This window comes from Hymenobacter cheonanensis (genome assembly GCF_030581075.1).
GTDB lineage: Bacteria > Bacteroidota > Bacteroidia > Cytophagales > Hymenobacteraceae > Hymenobacter.
Genome location: NZ_JAUQSW010000011.1, coordinates 131,586 through 149,850 on the forward strand (window position 1 = coordinate 131,586; position 18,265 = coordinate 149,850).

General features: G+C 60.8%; 9 protein-coding genes. 4 read left to right on the top strand and 5 right to left on the bottom strand.

The annotated features are described in order from the left end of the window. Positions 1-3,396 (bottom strand): TonB-dependent receptor, encoded by a 3,396-nt coding sequence (locus tag Q5H89_RS18935; RefSeq protein WP_305020922.1) that lies wholly within the window; start codon positions 3,394-3,396, stop codon positions 1-3. A 281-nt stretch (positions 3,397-3,677) separates the two neighbouring features. On the opposite strand from Q5H89_RS18935, the gene Q5H89_RS18940 reads away from it, so the two are divergent. Then, on the top strand, positions 3,678-4,586 hold the full coding sequence (locus Q5H89_RS18940; protein WP_305020923.1) for a YicC/YloC family endoribonuclease: 909 nt from the start codon (positions 3,678-3,680) through the stop codon (positions 4,584-4,586). Positions 4,587-4,909: 323 nt separating this feature from the next. Next, positions 4,910-5,452 carry a hypothetical protein gene (locus tag Q5H89_RS18945; protein ID WP_305020924.1) on the top strand — a complete coding sequence of 181 codons (543 nt, stop codon included), beginning with the start codon at positions 4,910-4,912 and terminating at the stop codon, positions 5,450-5,452. Between the two features lie 151 nt (positions 5,453-5,603). Here the strand turns inward: Q5H89_RS18945 and Q5H89_RS18950 are convergent, their stop codons facing one another. The 4 genes from Q5H89_RS18950 to ruvA all read right to left on the bottom strand — a co-directional run bounded on the left by Q5H89_RS18950 (position 5,604) and on the right by ruvA (position 16,490). Beyond that, positions 5,604-7,316 carry a VanZ family protein gene (locus Q5H89_RS18950; RefSeq protein WP_305020925.1) on the bottom strand — a complete coding sequence of 571 codons (1,713 nt, stop codon included), beginning with the start codon at positions 7,314-7,316 and terminating at the stop codon, positions 5,604-5,606. Between the two features lie 157 nt (positions 7,317-7,473). Continuing rightward, complete coding sequence (gene gcvH, locus Q5H89_RS18955) at positions 7,474-7,854, bottom strand: glycine cleavage system protein GcvH (RefSeq protein WP_305020926.1); 381 nt, start codon at positions 7,852-7,854, stop codon at positions 7,474-7,476. A 79-nt stretch (positions 7,855-7,933) separates the two neighbouring features. Next, a complete protein-coding gene (gene sov / locus Q5H89_RS18960; protein WP_305020927.1) occupies positions 7,934-15,661 on the bottom strand; it encodes a T9SS outer membrane translocon Sov/SprA in 7,728 nt (2,575 codons plus the stop codon). Between the two features lie 223 nt (positions 15,662-15,884). Further along, on the bottom strand, positions 15,885-16,490 hold the full coding sequence (ruvA, locus tag Q5H89_RS18965; protein WP_305020928.1) for a Holliday junction branch migration protein RuvA: 606 nt from the start codon (positions 16,488-16,490) through the stop codon (positions 15,885-15,887). 243 nt (positions 16,491-16,733) lie between these two features. On the opposite strand from ruvA, the gene Q5H89_RS18970 reads away from it, so the two are divergent. Next, positions 16,734-17,447: a hypothetical protein gene (locus Q5H89_RS18970; RefSeq protein ID WP_305020929.1), complete on the top strand. Its 714-nt coding sequence runs from the start codon at positions 16,734-16,736 to the stop codon at positions 17,445-17,447. Beyond that, the gene (locus tag Q5H89_RS18975; RefSeq protein WP_305020930.1) at positions 17,444-18,262 is read left to right on the top strand and encodes a hypothetical protein; all 819 of its coding nucleotides are present in this window, start codon (positions 17,444-17,446) and stop codon (positions 18,260-18,262) included. Before Q5H89_RS18970 ends, Q5H89_RS18975 begins: the two co-directional genes overlap by 4 nt. Positions 18,263-18,265 lie beyond the last annotated feature (3 nt).

An 18,265-nucleotide genomic window follows, 5' to 3' on the forward strand; every position in this document is an offset into this window, starting at 1 on the left:
CTAGAACGAGTAGCGCACCCCTAGCTGGCCCTGCCAGCGCGAGGCCAGCTGGTCGATGGAGTAAGTGGCCGGCGTGCCGAAGGTGAAGGCCGGGCGGTTGTACTGGCCCGCGCTGTAGGTGCTCGACACGTTGCCGGCGGCATCGGCAAAGGCCACCTGCGTGAGGCCGGTACCCAGCGTCGAGTTAAACGTATTGGGCACGAAGTACTGGCGGCCCCAGCTGCTGTTCAGCAGGTTGCCGAAGTTCACGATGTCAAACGAAATCTGGATGGTGTGGGCCGAGGGTACGGCGCCCGTCACGTCGGCGTCGAGCTTACCCAGCTTGGCTTCCAGCATGAAGCGCACGTCGGCCTGGTTGTTCCAGGGGGTGCGGGCGCCGTTGCGCTCGGCATACTGGCCGCGGCGGGTGCTCAGATACGGGTCATTGCTGATGAAGCTGTTGAGGGCTGCGTACTGCGCGCCACTGGCCTCCACGGTGTAAGGCGCCGTGCTGCTGGCCCGCGACACGAGCGTGATGTCCGAAGCCGAGCCGGGGATGTAGGCCAGCTGCACGTTCTGCTGGCCGTTGCCCAGGAAGTTGTTGTTATACACCCAGGTGTAGGGCGCGCCGCTCTGGTAGGTCAGCACCGAGGTGAGGTAGCCCGTGAAGCGCTGGGCGAAGGTCTTGTGCAGGTTGATGCTCGCCACCACGCGGTGGCGCAGGTCGAAGTTGGAGTAGGCCAGGCCGGGGTCGTTCACATTCAGAGCCGGGTTCAGCTCCCAGTTGCTCTGGGGCGAGTTGCGGATGCCGTTGCTGATGTCGTAGCTCTTGCCGTAGGTGTAGGCCACGTTGGCATCAATCAGGTTAGCCACCGTCTGGCCCACCGAGCCCGTGAGCTGGTAGCGGTAGCCCTGCTGGGTGTTGGTGAGGAAAAAGGCATTGGAAAACTGCGAGTTAACCTTGGTGCCAAACGGCGCGGCAGCGTAGCGCGGGCTCAGGGTGGGGCCCTGGCTGAGGTACGTGGCGTTGTCGGCCAGGTTGATGTTCTCAAACTTCACGTCCTGAATAACTTTCGTGTACAAGGCCTCCAGTGAGAAGCGCGTGCCGCTAGGCAGCTTGAAATCGACGGCCAGGTTCGAGCGCCACACCTGCGGCATCTTGAAGTTATTGTCAATCAGGTTCACCTCCGTGGTGCTGCGGGCCGAGGCCGGCAGCTGGGCGTAGATATTGTCGGGGTTCTGGCTCAGGTAGTATTTGCCGGCCGTGGCCGCCGTAGTCTGAACATTGTTCAGGTCTACCGAGTTGAAATTCACCCCGTTGTTGTAGTAGGCGTAGCCAAACCAGGCAAACGGTACCCGGCCGGTGAAGATGCCCGTGCCGCCACGCACCACCACCGAGCCATCGCCCTGCACGTCGTAGTTGAAGCCTAGCCGGGGCGAAATCTGCACCTGGCCCAGATAGCCGTTATTAAGCTCCTGCCAGGCCGTGTGGGTGTACGTCTGGTTCAGGGTGCGGGCGTCGTTGGTCGGGTTGTTTACCAGGCCCGCGTTCAGGGCCGGCTTGTTGGGCAGCGAGGCAATGTCGAAGCGGATGCCGGGCGTCACTTTCAGGCGGTCGTTTACCGACCACTCATCCTGCAAATAGCCGCTGAAGAAGTTGATGTTGAATGCCGCCGAAGGGTTGTTGTAGTTGTAGTCGTACGAGTTGTTGCCCACCGTGCCGTTGTTGTAGGTGCCGCGGATGCGGCTCGGCAGGTCGTTCAAAAAGTCGCTCGGGCTGTTGTACTCGATGCGGCCGTTCCAGGAGTTGATGAAGCCGTAGTCGATGTGGTAAAACTCGTTGTGCGTGCCCAGCGTCAGGGCGTGCGCGCCGGTGTAGAAGGTGAAGTTGTCGGTCAGCTCAAACGTTTTCTGGCGGGTGTTGAAGATGCTCGCCTCGCGGTCCGACCCTAGCAGAATCTGGTTCGAGCCACCGCCATAGTTTTTGGTCGGGTCGGTGCTCACGTTGTTTATCTGCACCGAGGGGTAGAGGTTGCCCTGCCCGCCAATCAGGTTGCGGTAGTCGTGAATGTTGGTGTAGCCCAGAATCAGGTTGTTGGCAAAGCGGCTCGAAAAGTTCGACTTCACTTCCAGCACCGTCGAATTCTGGATGTTGTTCTGCGTAAAATCCTGCGAGCCAAACTTAAACAAGCTGCCCGAACGCTCCAGGTTAGTGGCCTCCGACTTGATAAAGTTGTGACGCAGCGCAATGCTCGTTTTGTCGTCGAGGTTGTAGTCGAGACGCCCAAAAATCTTGTTGCTGTTGGCGTAGATGGTGTAGTCGCCGTAGTCGCCCACGTTGTAGCTAGCCTGGCTCAGCGAGCCATCGGCATTGCGGGTGGTGTAGTTGTTGAGCTTGGCCGTAATCTGCTGGGCCAGGTCCAGCGTCACCGGCGAGCCCGTAGTGCCGGCGGCGTAGAACTGCGGCTCGGTGCGGCGCGCAATCTCGGCGTTGGTGAAGAAGAAGAGCTTGTTCTTGATAATCGGCCCGCCCAGGCGGAAGCCCGTCTGGTAGTCGTGGTAGGCCGAGCCGATTTTGGCATCCGTGCCATCAATGCTACGGCCCGTAATGGCCTGGTTGCGGCCGTAGCCATACACCGAGCCGTGAAAATCGTTGGTGCCCGAGCGCGTCACGGCGTTAATCGAGCCGCCCGTAAAGTTGCCCAGCTTCACATCATACGGCGCCACCGAGGCCTGAATTTCCTGAATGGCATCGAGCGAAATCGGGTTCGAGCGGGCCGAGCCGCCGGGCAGGCCGCTGGTGCCGCCCTGCCCCCCTAGCGAGGGCGAAAAACCAATGGCGTCGTTGTTCACGGCGCCATCCAGGGTAATGTTGTTGTAGCGAAACGAGCTGCCCGCAAACGAGTTGTTCGAGTTGCGCGGGTCGAGGCGGGTAAAGTCCTGAATGCTGCGCGAAATGGTGGGCAGCTGCTGCAAGGCCTCGCGGCCCACGTTGGTGCCGGCGCCGGTTTTGGTAGCCTGGGTGTTGCCCACTACTACTACTTCGTTCAAGGCCTGGGCCTCGGCCGCCAGCACGATGTTGAGGCGGGTGGTATTGCCCAGGGTTAGGAATACGTTGTTGATAGTCTGCTCCTTATAGCCCACGTAGCTCACCGTTACGGTGTAGGGCCCGCCGGGCGCCAGGTTCGGAATGGTGAAGCGGCCGTCGGGCTCGGTGGCGGTGCCGCGCTTGCTGCCGGTGGGCACGTGGGTGGCTACCACCGTCACGCCAATCAGGTCCTCATTCTTGTCTGAAATAATTTTGCCGCCAAGGGCCGAGGTCGTGACCTGGGCCGAAGCCAGCCGGCCTAGCAGCAGGAGGAAGAACAAAATTGCCAGCCGCCACGCGGTCCGGTTACTACTGGTAAGAGTGCGCATAAAAAGGGGGTTAAGCCAATGCGAACGCAAAGGTCCCCCGGCATTTTCAGCCCCCGGCTAACTGGTCGGTTATCAAATCATTGGTAATGAAGCGGCCCGGTAATGCTGCCGTAACACGCGCCCAGTGCGTTCGGCGAGTAATCGGTGAGGGTGAGCGAGGAATAGGAACGGGTAAACGCCAAACCCACCCGGCTAGCCCACCGCCCGCAACCAAACGCCCGTACAACGGCCTAATTTTGCTTACCCAATCCGCCACCCGGCGGCGCTACTTCCCCTAGTTTATGTTGCTATCCATGACCGGCTTTGGCCAGGCGCACCGCGAAACGGACCGCTACACCGCCACGGCCGAGCTGCGCTCGCTCAACTCCAAAACGCTCGACCTGAGCCTGCGCCTGCCGCGTTTTCTGCAAGCCCACGAGCTGGAAATTCGCCAGCAAATCACCAAAGCCCTGCTGCGCGGCAAAGTCAATTTCAACTTCGATTTCAGCCGGCCGGCCAGCGCGGGCGCGGCCCTCAACCTCAACCGCGAAGCCCTGCTGGCCGCTTACCACGAGCTGGCCGCCGTAGCCAACTCGCTGGGCATCAGGCCGGGCGAGGAAACCCTACTAGCTGCCCTGCGCCTGCCCGGCGTGGTGCCCACCGCCGCCGAGGCTGCCCAGGCCAGCCAGGCCGAAGCCGGCCTCGATGAGCCCACCTGGGCCGAGCTGCAGCCGCTGCTCACCGAGGCGCTGGCCGCCATGCAGCAGTTTCGGCAGGATGAGGGCCAGACCCTGCAGCAGGAGATTCTGGGCTACATCGGCACCATCCGGCAGCAGCTGGCCGCCGTGGAGCTGCACGACCCCCAGCGTATTGCCCACGTGCGCCAGCGCCTGGCCGCCCACCTCGCCGAGCTTACGCAGCACGAGCAGTTCAACGCTACCCGCTTCGAGCAGGAGGTGCTGTATTACATTGAAAAGCTCGACATTGCCGAGGAGAAAGTGCGCCTGGCGGCTCACCTCAATTACTTTGAGCTAGCCACCCGGCAGCCCGACGAGGCCGTGGGTAAAAAGCTGGGCTTTCTGGCCCAGGAAATAGGCCGGGAAATCAACACGATAGGCTCGAAGGCCAACGATGCCACCGTGCAGCACCTAGTGGTGGGCATGAAGGAGGAGCTGGAAAAAATCAAAGAGCAACTAAATAATATCCTGTAGGTAAATCCGGCGGCTTAGCTGCTTCGTAAAGAAAAATACAGAAAGTCCTGCACCATTCCCGGTAGTTTTTGCATTTTTATTGGAAACAAAAAGTTTTTTTTATTCCAGATTCCGGTAATAATACCAGGTGTTGCTTTAAACATTGATTGATAAATAGCAGAACGATACCAAGTTAAAGTAAAATATGATGCCTTTTAAGGTTCTGGAAAGTAGCCAAAATTTGCAGAATACATTTTTGAACAAGCTTGGCCTTTTGTATGTAACTTAGTTCCCGAAACAACGCAACTACATTTCTACCAGCCAATTTTACTTAGCATACTCCCATGAAGACACTCGTACTCTTGCTGCTTACCAGCTGTGCCAGCCTGCTGATGGCCGCCCGCCCCGCCGCCGAGATTGAGCTTATCAAGAAGCGCGTGCTCAGCGAGCGCGTGGAGGTGCTCATCCCCAAAGGCTTTGAGGTGATGACGGAGCAGCAGATGGATTTTGCTTACGCCCACGCCAGCAGCCGCCCCAGCGTAGTGTTCACCAACAACAACCTGGTGTCGCTGGCCTTCAACTACTCTGACAATGACGCCGACCAGGACATGGTGCAGGTGTACGAGGAGAGCTTCGCCAAGGCCTATCACAAGCAGTACAGCAAGGCCACCTGGTTCAGCGAAGGCGTGAAGGAAGTGAGCAACCGCAAGGTGGGCTACCTCGAATACATGAAGCCGGAAATGGGCCACGAAGTATACACGCTCGTGTTCTTCACCGACGTGCAGGGCAAGCTGCTCATCTGCACCTTCAACTGCGCCGACCGCCAGAAGCCCGAGTGGGAGCCCCTGGCCAAGAAAATCCTGAACTCGCTGAAGGCGAACGGCTAAGCTAGTAGTCTAGCCTATATCCACTACTTGGTTTTGAAGTGACTTATTAAGTTAGAGCTAACATTATCAGCTGCCCCGGCAGCGCCAGACGCAGGGAGCCCCGGCCAATTGGCTGGGGTTTTTTGCGTTCAGGAGGCCAGCCGGCGCGGGCCTAGCGGGCGCCCAGGCCGTCGAGAAAGTCGCGGGCCAGCCCGTAGGCGCCCGCAAAGCCGGCCAGCGACAGGGCGGCCGGCTGGTCGTTTACATCGTGGTAGGCGAGGCTGCCGCCGCGGGTGTACAGGAAAAAGGCCGGCACGCCCGCCTCCGAAAAAGGAAAATGGTCAGAGTTGGCCGCCCGGCCCCTGGCCGTGAGGTGGGGCAGGTAGTGGTGGGCGTTGTTGAGGGCGGTGAGCCGGGCGAAGGCCGCCTCGTACACCCGGCCGTTCACCACGGTGGCGCCTTCCTCGCCGGTACCCAGCAGGTCGAGGTTGAGTAGGAACTTGATGCTGGCCAGCGGCACCAGCGGGTGCTGCACAAAGTAACCGGAGCCCACTAGCCCCGCTTCTTCGGCCCCGAAGAGCAGAAATACCAGTGAGTAGGCAGGTCGGTTTTCGGGCCGGGCATAGTGAGCGGCTAGCTCCAGCAGCAGGGCCACGCCGCTGGCATTGTCATTGGCGCCGGGGAAGTAAGTTTTACGGCCCATCATGCCCAGGTGGTCGTAGTGGGCCGAAACGACGAGAAAGCTATCGGGCTGGGTCGTGCCTTTTATAAGGGCGGCGAGGTTTTGGGTTTGGTAGTGGTGGAGGAGTTGGGCGTCGAGCTTCAACGTGAATAACTGCGGTGACGAGCCAGCCGGCCAGCTACTCGCCAATACCTCTAGGTGTGGATGAGGTGCCTGCTCGGCCGCTAGGGAAGCGGTGAGCTTAGGCACGAGCGTGAAATGAGGCCGCTCTGCGATATACTGGCGGAGCGCGGGTGGCAGGTGCGCTAACCGGGATTCATCGCGGTTGCGAATCACCAGCGCTTGCGACAAGCGTAATATCGTGGCCGGAGTTGGCTTGGGGCGCCCACCACTGCGGTAGTCGTAAGGGCGCAGATACTGGCGCCAAGTCGTGCTATCAATAAAAACCAGGGTATCAAGTAATGCTGCCTGAAACTGAGAAGCTAAAGGCCAGGGCCCTGACTCGGGAGCCGCAATAAAATCTCGTCCGGGTGCTAGCGGCTGGCCGCCTACGGTTAGCGCTATCTTCCCCGGAAACGTATTCACATCCAGCGTAAACGACTGCATATAATCTGGCGCCAGCGGCGCTAAACCCAACTGCCGCAGCCGCCCGCGCAGGTAGGCTGCCGCCACATGCTCGCCCTGCTGCACGTAGCCCCGGCCGTGCATGGTGGGCGCAGCCAGCGCCTCGATAGTGCGGCGGGCACGGGCCAGGTCGGGCTCGGGGGCCTGGGCATGCGAGTGGCCCGGCAAGAGCCCCAGGGCTAGCCCGACGCCTGTGCCTATACCCAGGCGGCGCCCGCGCCCGGCCAGGCTAGCCCCGGCTAAAACCAACGCCGCACCGATGGTGTCGCTCAGCAGGTCGGTCCACTCGGCGTGGCGGCCTAGCTGCATGGCGTATTGCAGCACCTCGATGAGGGCGCCGAACACAATGCACCCTAGCAGCACCAGGCTGACCGGATAGCGCACCCGCTGCCGCGCCCAGAGCCAGGCTAGCCCCGCCAGCACCGCAAATACGCCCGCGTGGGCCGCCGTATCGAAGGAAAGCAGCTTCCATTCGGGCATACGCGGCATTTCCTGGGCCGGCGTGAGGGTGAGCACCAGCATCACCACCACCCACAGTAGGGTAAGCGGGCCGGCAAAGCGGTTGGTGAGAGTTTTCATAGCGTATTACTACAGGAAGCAATTACCCTAAAAGAGAACGTCATGCTGAGCCCCGCGAAGCATCTCGCTCGCGCCGCTAGGGGTACTAATCCAACGGCGCGAGCGAGATGCTTCGCGGGGCTCAGCATGACGTTCTAAAGAAAAAACGAGAGACTAGCTAGGCGCCTACCAATTCGCCGTAGGCCTGGGCCGAGAGCAGGCCGGCAATCTCGCCCTGGTCGGCCACTTTCATCCTGATAATCCAGCCCTCGCCGTAGGGGTCCGAGTTCACGGTTTCGGGGGCGTCGGCGAGCTTGGCGTTTACTTCGAGCACCGTGCCGCTGATGGGGCTGAAAAGGTCCGAAACCGTCTTCACGGCCTCTACCGTGCCAAATACGTCGTGCTGGGCAATGTCTTTGTCCACGGTGTCGATGTCGACATACACAATGTCGCCGAGTTCGCGCTGCGCGTGGTCGGTGATGCCAATGGTGGCCGTGTCGCCGTCCAGGCTAATCCATTCGTGGTCTTTGGTGTAGTGCAGCGTGGCAGGGATGTTCATGGAGGAGGGGAAAAGAGAAGAAAACTGACTGCCGGCAAAAGTACGGCGAGGCCGCCCGTAGCCCCTAGGCCCCGCCGGCTTATTGCAGGCTGTAGCGCAGCTGAATGCCGCCCTCGGTGGTGGCATTGCGGAAGGCGTTGCTCACGCGGGGCTGCGTGATGGTCTGGCTGAAATAGAATTGCAGGTTCAGGCGGGCGTTCAGCAGGTAGTCGATGGTGGGGCGCAGCTGCACTTGCAGCGAGCCGTTGGTAACCTGGCTGGTAGAAGTGCCCACCACGCCCACCACGGCGGCGCTGCCCGTTGCCAGGGCCGGCGGCGTGGTGCCGGGTACGGGCACGGTAGTGGTAGCGGGCACCGGGTCGACCGAGCCCAGGATGCTGCGCTGGATGGTGGCGTTGTCGCGGATGCTGAGGTCGAGGCGGCCGGTGAGGTTGTTTTTCAGCACCCGCTGCTCGCCGCCCACCCGGAAGGGCAGCTTGAAGCCGGTGGCCGCGTAGCCCAGGCCAATGACCAGCTCGGTGGTGTGCAGCTCGGTTACCTGGGCGTTGGTAATGTTCAGCGACACGGCGCGGGCGGTGTTGTACTGCACGCGGCCGGTCACGTTGTTCACGGTCTGAAAATTCAGCCCTAGCAGCGGGGCCATGCTCTCGATAATGCTGACCTGGCCCACCACGTAGTAGGGCACCACCTGGCCGGTGGCATTGGAGAGGAAGGGCGTGGCGGGCGCGGGCCCAAACGTGGGCTCATTCTCGTAGGCCGTAGAGGTGGTGTAGCCGCCCAGGTTGTAGATAGACGAGTACACGTGGCTCAGGGTAAACGAGCGGAAGACGTTGCGGATGCCCGGCAGGTCGGAAAAGCCGTTGTACTGCACGTTCCAGTTGGGCAGCGGAATCACCGAGAAGGGGTTAAAGGTCTTGGCCTCGTAGCCATCCGACGACTTACCGTGGTAGGCATCGAGAAAGCTTTGCAGCAGCACATCCTGCGAGTTGTAGCTGTAGAGGTTGGTGGCCTGGTTGGTATAGGTCGTTACGGGCCGGCCGGTGGTGGGGTCTATCGTGGTGTAGCTTACCGTGCGGGTGCTGGAAGGGCTAGCCGCCTGCAGGCGCTGCTGCACAATGGCGCGGTTGGCCACGAAGCGGTCGAAGGCCTTGCTTGTTTCGCCATTATTGCCAAGGTCGCCAAACAGGGTTTGCACCGTGATGGTGCTCACGCTGTACGAGCCCGTGCCCAGGGCCTGGGTATTGGCCAGGTGCCGGTCGGCAAAGGGGTTGAGCGTGCCGTTGGCCAGGTACGCCGCGCTGGTGGTGTCGATGGCCAGGCGGTAGTAGGCCTCGTTGTTGCGCACCTTCTGGCTGCGCAAATCCAGCTGGATGTTGAAGCCCCGGAAGGGCTCCAGGGTGGTGCGGGCCGTGAAGTTTTCGGTGAGGATATTCGAGAGCGGCGTGTTCAGGTACTGGCTTTGCTGGGTGTACCAGTTGTTGGAGCTGGCCAGGTTATAAAGCTCGCCGGTGGTGTACTGCTGGCCCAGGATGAAGGGAATGCCCGGGGCTAGCCCGCCAAATCGGTTGTCGAGGCCAAAGTACTTGGTGGCCGGCAGGTAGCCCGGCAGCAGCGTGCCGCTCGACTGCGCGTAGGTGAAGTTGATGCTGCGCGCCGTCATCACGGCCCGCAGCACGGCCTTCACGAAGCGCAAGGGGTCTTTGCGGGCCGTATCGGGGGCGGTGGGCGTGGGGCGGGTAGCCACCGGGGCGTTGGGGTTGCTAGGGTCGGGCTGGGCCGGGCGGGGCGCGGGCGGCGGCGCGTTGTTGATAATGTTCAGGAAGCGCACCTTGTTGTAGAGCTTCACCAGGTCAATCTTGCCGTTGGCGCTCAGCTCGCGGTTGTTCTGCACGGTATTGCCCAGGTTGGCCAGCGTGGTGGTAGTGTCGCCCACCACGTTGGGGTTGGCGGGTATCCGGATGCCGGTGGCCGTCGACACGGCCTGCCAGCTGTAGTGCGCCGTGTAGCGCGTGTCGGCCGAAATCCAGTCGGTGAGCGGAAACTTATCGAGCGGCAGGCGGTAGGTGAGGGCGATGTTCTGGCTGAAGTTGGTGGTGCGGCCGCCGCGCTTCAGGTTGTTCCACTGCTCGGCGCGGTTGTTCTGGGCAATGGTGCCGTCGCCGAGGCTCTGGCCCACACCCTCGTCAATCACGCCCCGGTTGGTGGCGGTGTAGTCCAAGGTCAGGGCCTTGGTCAGGGCCCAGTTCATGTCGTATATCCGGTTGATGTAGAACGACTTGTAGAATACCCCATTATCCACGGCCGTGGGCAGCTGGCCGGGCTCGGTTACGCGCTGCAAAAAGCGCTCGTTGTAGCGCCGGTCGAGGTCGGTGCGGAACGAGAAGCGCGAGGGCAGCGGCGTAAAGTTGATTTGCTGAAAAATCTTCAGGTACGGGTTATCAAGCGCTTTGAAGCTGGCCAGCGGCGTGTAGTTGCGCGGAGTAGTCTGGTAGATGTAGGCCAGCGCGGCCGTGTACGACTGCGTGTAGTCGCGCTGGGTATTGATGTCGGTGTGCAGGCGCTCGGTGATGGCGTAGCTCACGGCCACGTTCTCGATGTCCCAGGGGTGGGTTTTGGTTTGGGTGGGGGCGCGCTCCTTGCGCACGTTCAGTACCGAGATGCTGCGGGTGGTGGTGCGGTCTACCACCAGGCTTTTGTAGGCCGTGGCATCGGCGCTGTTCTTAAACTTCTGGAGGCTCTGCTCCAGCTTGGTGTCGGGGTCGAGCGGGTCGTACTGCGGCGTAATGGTCTGGCGGCCTAGCTGCACCAGCACCGGCACCCGCAGGCGCAGCTGCGGCGGCAGCAGCTTATCGGCGGCCACGGTAGCGTTGAGGTCGCCGCGCAGCACGTCGCTGGTCGAGCGCTGCTGGGCCTTATCCTGCAAGCCCCCGAAGCCCACGCCGATAAATGAGCCGGTGGCCGTGAGGTTGGCCAGGTCGGCCAGCTTCACGTTCAGGCGGGCGTTGGCGGCCCAGCCGCCCTGGTTGTCGAAGTCAAACACCCGGAACTCATCGGCCCACAGCGTCACGCTCTTGTCGCCGGTGTCGGTATCGGCGCCCACGTTGGTGGCGGCCGGGTTCAGTACCCCAATCATGCAGCCCTGCACCTGCGAGAAATCAGGGTTGCCCATAATCGTGATAATGGGCCCTTTCTCCCGCAGCACTGGGTCGAGAAACACCTGAAACGGGGTGGTGTAGCTTACGGTAGGCTGCTGATTGCGAGTGGCTTTGGCATCAATAAAAGCCTGCAAAGCCACGTCCACGCTGTTTTCCGGGCGCCAGACCCGGTCCTGCGCTGTTTCGCCGGGCTGGGTCACTACCAGCGGCAGCGAGTACTCGTAGTAGTTCTGGCTGTAGTCGGTGCCGATGCGGATAAAGGCCCGCACGTCGCCGTCGGCCAGCTTGGTGGTGCTGTTGGCCTCGGCGTGCAGGTACATGCGCAGGCGCTTGTAGCGCAGCAGGTTGGTGGTCAGGTTTTTGTAGGCCGCTTTGCCGTAGCCGTCGCGCAGCCGGGTCACGGCCAGGCGCAGGCTCTGCTCGTTTTGCTGGCGCGACACGGCCGTGGAGCCGTACTCCACGTCGCGGGTGATGTTGGGCGGCACCACGTAGGGGATGGCGCCGGTGCTGCTGACGCTGGCCGCCGAGGGCCCATTTTCTTCCACGCTCACCGTCGACACGGCAAAGGCGTCGGCATCGGTAGGGTTGCCAATGCCCGGCACCTGAATGCGCGGGTCGGCGATGCGGCTGGCGTACTGGCGCCACTGGTTGGCCACAAACTGCGGCTGCACCATGCGCAGCACCACCGGCTGCTGCCAGCCCGTCATGTACAGGCGCATGAAGCGAATGTTCTTGAAGCCAAAGGGCTGGCCGTTGTTGCCCTGCACGCGCCCGGGCTGGCGAATGGGAATGCGGAACTGGTACCACGTTACCTGGTCGCCACCGCTGGCGGGTACCGTGTTGGTCACCTTATCGGTAATGTAGTTCTGGCCCACGTTCAGCTGGCCCGGCAGCAGCGGCATCGTGTACTCGTAGTACTGCTCGGTGGTTTGAATCACGTTGTCGCGGTTCAAATCTTCCTTGTCGGGGTAGGCCGAGGAGCTGAGCTGCGAGTTCTCGGGCGAGTTGCCCTCGTAGTTGTCGTAGTTTTTGTAGCGGCCCAGAATCTGGGTGCTGTTGGCGTCGTAGCTAGGGTCGAGGTGGTGGCGGAAGTTATCGTTCGACGGGTCGGCCAGCGCCCCGTAGCCCGGAATAGCCGCAAACTGCGTCCGCTCGTCGGCATCGGCCAGGCCGTCGAGGCCAATGTCCTGGCTGGCCCGCGCGCCGGGCGTGGCGTTGAAGGCATCGAGCAAAAACTGCTGGTTCGTAACGCGCCCGAACACCGTGGGCGAGGTAGTGCCCGCCGGGTCGCCGGGCACCGGCAGGCCGTTCTCAAACTCGTGCTGGCCCTGGTCGCGCAGCACGTCCTCGCTCACGTTGCCCAGGTTCAGCACCAGGTTGCCGCCCGTGGTGTTGGGCGCATCGTTGCCGTCCTGGTCGGTAATGTTCACCCGCGAGGCCGGCGCATTCGGGTTCGTGACCTTCAGGAAGGGGTCCATCAGCCAGAATTCCAGGTACTCCACGTTCGAGTTGTCGAAGTCGGTATCGAAGGTGATGCCCCGCGAAATGCCGCCGAAGTTGTTGTCGGGCAGGCCCGCCGCCGGCGAAAACCGTTTGCCGTCAGACAAAATATTGGGCGTGTAGTTGTAGGGCCCGCGCTCGCCGGGGAAGTACGCCAGGTCGAAGGTATACTCGAAGCCGTTGCCGGTGGCGCCCAGGTCCTTGTTCGGGAACACCTCGTTGCGCGGCACGCCCCGCACGTAGTGGTTGGCCAGGGTGGCGCCCGCAATGCCGGCCGGCACGTTGGGGCCGTTGGTGTAGTAGCTCTGGTCTACGGTGTACCAGGCCAGCTTGGCGCGGCGGTAGCCGTTGGTGAGGCCATCCACGGCGCTGTTGGCAAAGGGCGCGGGCGTGGCGGCCAGGCGCCAGGCCGGCACGGCGGCCAGGCCCCCCAGCGTGTAGGGCGTGCGGGCATTCTCAAAGTCATCGAGGTAGCTCACGCCGTTTTCGCCGTTGCCCAGCTTCGACTGCCCGGCAATGAGCTTGGCCACCTCGCCGGTAAAGGCCACCGTAGAAGTCTCTTTGGTGGCCAGGAAGGGCAGGCGGTCCACGAGCTTGGTGAGCACGCGGCTGTCTTTGCGCAGGCTGATGTCGGCGCCCAGCACGGTGTTGTTGGCCGGCTCGTCGCCGATGTTCACGCGGTTGATGCCCGGCGCCTGGTTTTCCAGAATGTGCATGGCCGTGGCCCCAATCAGCACATCCTTGCTGAGCGCGTAATCGAGGCGGGTGCCCAGCAGCTTGCGCGGCTGCACCTGCACAAGGGCGTTTTTCTCGAAGGTTATCCGCAGCTCATTGGCCGAGTTGAGGTAGGCCGGGTTAAGAATCTTGACCTTGGCCTGGTCGTAAAAAACCTGGTAGTCCACGCCCTCCGTCAGCAGGGTGCTGCCCGCGTACACCTTCACCGAGCCCTGCGCCACCCCAATGCCGGGTAGGCTTATCTCATCGGTGCTGGTGCCCTGGAAGCGCCCGCGCAGGAAAAACTTGTCCTTCACCTGCTGCTGCTGCGCATCGCTCTGCGTTTGGTTGTAGAGCGCCTGGTACACGTATTTCTGGGCTAGCAGGCGCTCGTTGGTGGCGTTGGGGCCTAGCGTATCAAACTGCGCCTTGAGGTACGAGCCGAAGGGCTGCACGCTCGGGAAAATAATCTTGCCCAGCTCCGGGTCGATGGTGATGCCCGGGAAATAGTCGAAGTTGCCGTCGGCGTTGCGGTCGTTGTTGGCGTTCACGCGGTCCAGGCCCAGGGCCTGAATCAGCGGCACGTTTTGCAGGCGCTGGCCTTCCTTCAGCGAAATCAGGTCGACGCCCGTAATGTCGTCTTTGTAGATAATCTGGAGCTGAAAGTTGTCGCGGTTTACCTGCGAGGTATTCAGGGGATAGATGTTTTTCATCATCAAATCCCAGGTCGGCGTGTTGTGGGTCAGCAGGTTCAGGTTGGCCGGGTTCACCGTGGGGTCGGCGGTGCCCACGCCGGGGTTGGTGGCCTTCAGCATCTTCAGGAAGATAACCTGGTCGGCCTGGGCGCCGGCGTACTCGGTCTGGGTTTCGCCCACCGTGTAGGGCAGGCCGTTGTAGAGCAGCTCGTAGCTCACGCCCAGCACCTGGTCGGGCAGCAGGGCCGTGTTCAGGTTCACGTAGCCTAGCTGGGCGTTGAAGGTATACTCGTTGGGCTGCAGCTTGCGGGCGCGCAGGCGCTCGTAGTCGAGGCTTTTCACCAGGCCCAGGCTACCCAGAAACGACTCGACCTGCAGGTTGTCGCGCGCTGCCGCGCCGCCGTTCGTCAGGGTCGGGAAGAGCGTGTTAGCCTTGTTGCTGGGCGGGGTTTTCACCGTGGGGTTTCGGGCCCCGTTGTAAAACTGCGGGCGGTAGAGGCGCTCCTGGCGCGGCTCGGCCAGGTCTTGCAGGGCCACCACGTTGCGCAGGTCGGCGGTGGTGCGGTTGTCGTTGGTTATCCACACCTCCAGGCGCCGGATTTCAAAGCCGCTCTTCACCGTGGGCAGGCCTTGCAGGGCCGCATCGTAGTTGTCGCGGAAGTACTGGCTCAGGAAATAGTGCCGGTCCTTCTCATACTGGCTGGCCTTAAGCTCGAAGGTGCGGCTCTGGGCGCCGTTTTGCACGCGCACCTCATCCTGCGAGCCGCGCAGGGTGGCGGCCACCGCCGTCACCCCCAGCCGGCCAAACTGCAGCTGGGTCTTGATGCCGAACAGGTTGGAGCCGCCCGTTATCAGCGAGTTGTTCAGGGGCATGCTCACGTTGCCCAGGTCCAGCTTGCGCAGAATGTCGGTGGGCTGGCCGGCGTAGTCGAACTTCATCTGGTTGTCGAAGTCGAACGCCGCCTTGGTATCGTAGTTGAAAACGAGCTTGAGCTTGGTGCCCACCTGGCCGCTGAGGCTCAGGTTCATGTTCTGCTCAAAAATGAAGTCGCCCACGCTCTGCTGGCGCAAGGTCAGGGCCGGGTTGCGGTTCACGTTGTACTTGGCCCCGGCCTTGAGCGTGAGCGAGCCCGCCGGCCGAATATCAATGTAAGAGCCGCCAAAAATGCGGTCGGCAATCGGCCCAAGGTAGATTTTCGGAATCAGGCGCTGGGCCTGCGGCGAGCCCGGCGCGGCCGGGGCACCCGCCACGCCGCCCATCGCCTTCTGGCGGTAGTAGTCGTTGATGGCTTGCCGCTCCTGAAACTTGAGCAGCTCGGCCTGCGAGATGCTGGTGGGGTCGCGGTAGTCAATCTGCGAGCCCACGGTTTCGCGCACGTTGTAGTTTTTGAGGCTGTCATCGGGCGTCACTTGCAGCTGCACGCTCTTGGGCAGCGGCAAAATGAGCGGCGAGCGCCGCCCGCGCTGCCCAAAGCGGCTGCCCGCCCGGTCGCGCACGGTGCGCAGGCGCGGCCGGCGGCTGGGCCGGTAGCGCCCCGTATCGCCGGGCGCAGTTTGGCTGGGCAGGCCCGGCGGCAACCCTAGCCGGCTCACCCACGTAGACCACGCAAACGAGTAGCGGCGGCCAGCCGCCCCGGCCGGCGCCGCCCACACGGCCGCCAGCAGCACCGACGACAGTACGGCCGCCGACAGCAGCGCGCCCGGAGAAGCGAGTTTAGAACCAGCAGACAGTAGAGACTTCAAGCAGATGCAGGTGCGGCGGCCGCCTCGCAGCGGCACCGGATTTAGACGAGGATAACGAATCGGTAAGCAGTTGTGCCTGCGAGTGCAACGCAGCAGGAGCGCGGCAATCTTCCCTTCCCACCAGGGGTATTCAGCCAATGGTGCGGACGATAAGGAGAGATTGCCGCGCTCCGTTTCGTTGCGCGCGCAACAGCAAAATACAGGGCATTTAAGCTAAAAGGCTTTAGTACGACTTGAGGGCAAATTTGATGAGTTCTTCCACGCTCAGGTCGTTGCCGTGCTTGTGCTGAATCTGGTCGAGATTTTTCTCAGCAGCCGCCCGGGCAAACCCCAGCATGACTAATGCCTGCAACGCCTCTTGGCGCTGCGTATTGTGCTGGCGGGCTAGCGGCACGGTATCCACGCCGGCCTTGGCCAGCAGCTCGTCCTTGCGCAGCTTGTCGCGCAGGTCCAGAATTACCCGCTGGGCCGTCTTAGGCCCCACGCCCTTGATGCTCTGGATGGCGCGCACGTCCTCGTTCACGATGGCCTGTCGAATATCGGCCACGCCCATGCTGCTCACCATGTTGATGCCCGTGCCCGGCCCAATGCCCGACACCGATATCAGGTGCAGAAACAGCGCCTTCTCGTTGGGGTCGAGGAAGCCGTAGAGCGTCTGGCCGTCTTCCTTGATGTGTTGGTAGGTGTACACCTTTACCTTTTCCAGCTCGGCGGGCAGCTTGGAGTAGGTAGCCAGCGAAATCTTTACTTCGTAGCCCACGCCCTGGGTGTCGATGATGGCTTGGGTGGGGTCTTTATAGGCGAGTTTACCGTCGAGGTAGGCAATCATAGCGAGAGGGTGGTAATGCGGCGGGGGTGCGAAGGGCCCGCCGCTTGCCAACTCAAATCTACTTCCGGCAAGTTCAATAATGAAGGGTAGGTGGGCTCTGCGTGCGCAAGCCAAGCTACCGAATAAGAGTGCTGGTTAACTAAACCAGTTTTGTATTAAGATTTTTAACTTCTTAGTATTTCATGGAAATTTTTATTATTATTGCTTTTGAATCTGTCTCTTCACCAACTCCTTTTTCACTCTATGAAAAAACATACCCTACTTAGCAGGAAGGGCCTGCTAGCGATGGCTGTACTGCTAGCCAGCAGCGTCGGCGGCTTATACAGCTGCCAGAAGAACCCGCAGGAAGCACCCGCCCCGGCACCTGCGGCCTCGCCTTTTGAGGCCATGCGGAGCGCCTTTAACGCCGCCGGTCACGAACAGGCCCTAACACAGCCTTTCGGCGACTCTGCCAGGCTCCGCTGGGAGCCAACGTGGCGCGCGGCCCACGACAAAACGGACCCCACCGGCGTGGTATATACCTACGTGCCCCTTATTCCGGCGCTAGTCGACGCTGGTGGCCGGCAGCGAGCCGGCGAATTTCACATGGTCGGTACGCAGCGGTTTATTATCGCAAAGCACGTTGGTAATGCATATAGCTTCGACCTAGCCACCTATACAGTAGCCCAGCCCGATAGCAAAGCCGCCAGTACCAAGCGCCGAACATTTGCAGAAGCTGCCGCGCAGCCCATTTTATTTGCTGCTTTCTCCGGTAAGCTGTCCTTGCAAGGGCTGACTTCAGAGAAGCACGCTATTTTTTCTTACCTGAATGGTGGGCTGGTTTCCTCTTCGAAGAAAATCAAATCAAAGGCACTGGCGGCGCTACTACGAATGCCTATGCATGCGTTACCGTTTATACCTGCTATTGGCAGGCCTTTTGCGAACATAATGGCAACCCGATTACCTATGGCGCAATGACTCAGGGTATCGACGGGTGCGACTCACCCGGCCAGGAAGCTTGTGGTATCGATAACTGGGGCTATAGTTGGGATAGTAATGGGTACACGACAAATCAGGCTTGTACGTATGTTGATGACCCGCCCGTGCCTGACCCAAATAGTGGAAATAGTGGATTTGATGCAACAATTGACGACAATCAATTAAAGCCTTGTATGGTCGCCGTTTTGAGTGAATTGAAAGGATTGAGCGATGGTAGGATAGCAGATATAATAGCAAAATTTGCAGGGCAAAGCCCAACAAATTATAACTGGGTAGTAAAGGATGGTTCCCTGGCGCCAGGCACCAATGGTTCTACATCAAGTTATGATAGAAATGCCCATAGCGTAACTACGGTATTCGATGCCAGTCAATTTCAGCAGGCTACTGATTTGTCAATTGCCCGGACTATAATACATGAGTCCATTCACGCTTATTTAGGTGCTTTTTTTGCTGATGACCCTAATCTGGCAAATGCTGCTTATTCCGATATGGTAATGGCTTATGCGACGCACATGAATAGCTCAGCTAATGATTTGCAGCATGATGAGATGGTGCGAGCGTGGGTACAGGATATTGCGGATGCACTACAACAATATGGTATAAATAAAGGCTATACATTACCTGCAAGCTTTTACGCGGCTTTAGCGTGGGGTGGTTTGGAAGGTACGCGAGCCTTTAAGAACCTCCCGGCAGCTGACCGAAATGCGATTCGAGATATCATTCTATCAGAATTAAATGGTACTGATTCTGTGGGAAATTCAAAATCGCCAAGTGGTAATTTAGCTGGATGCTAGGTA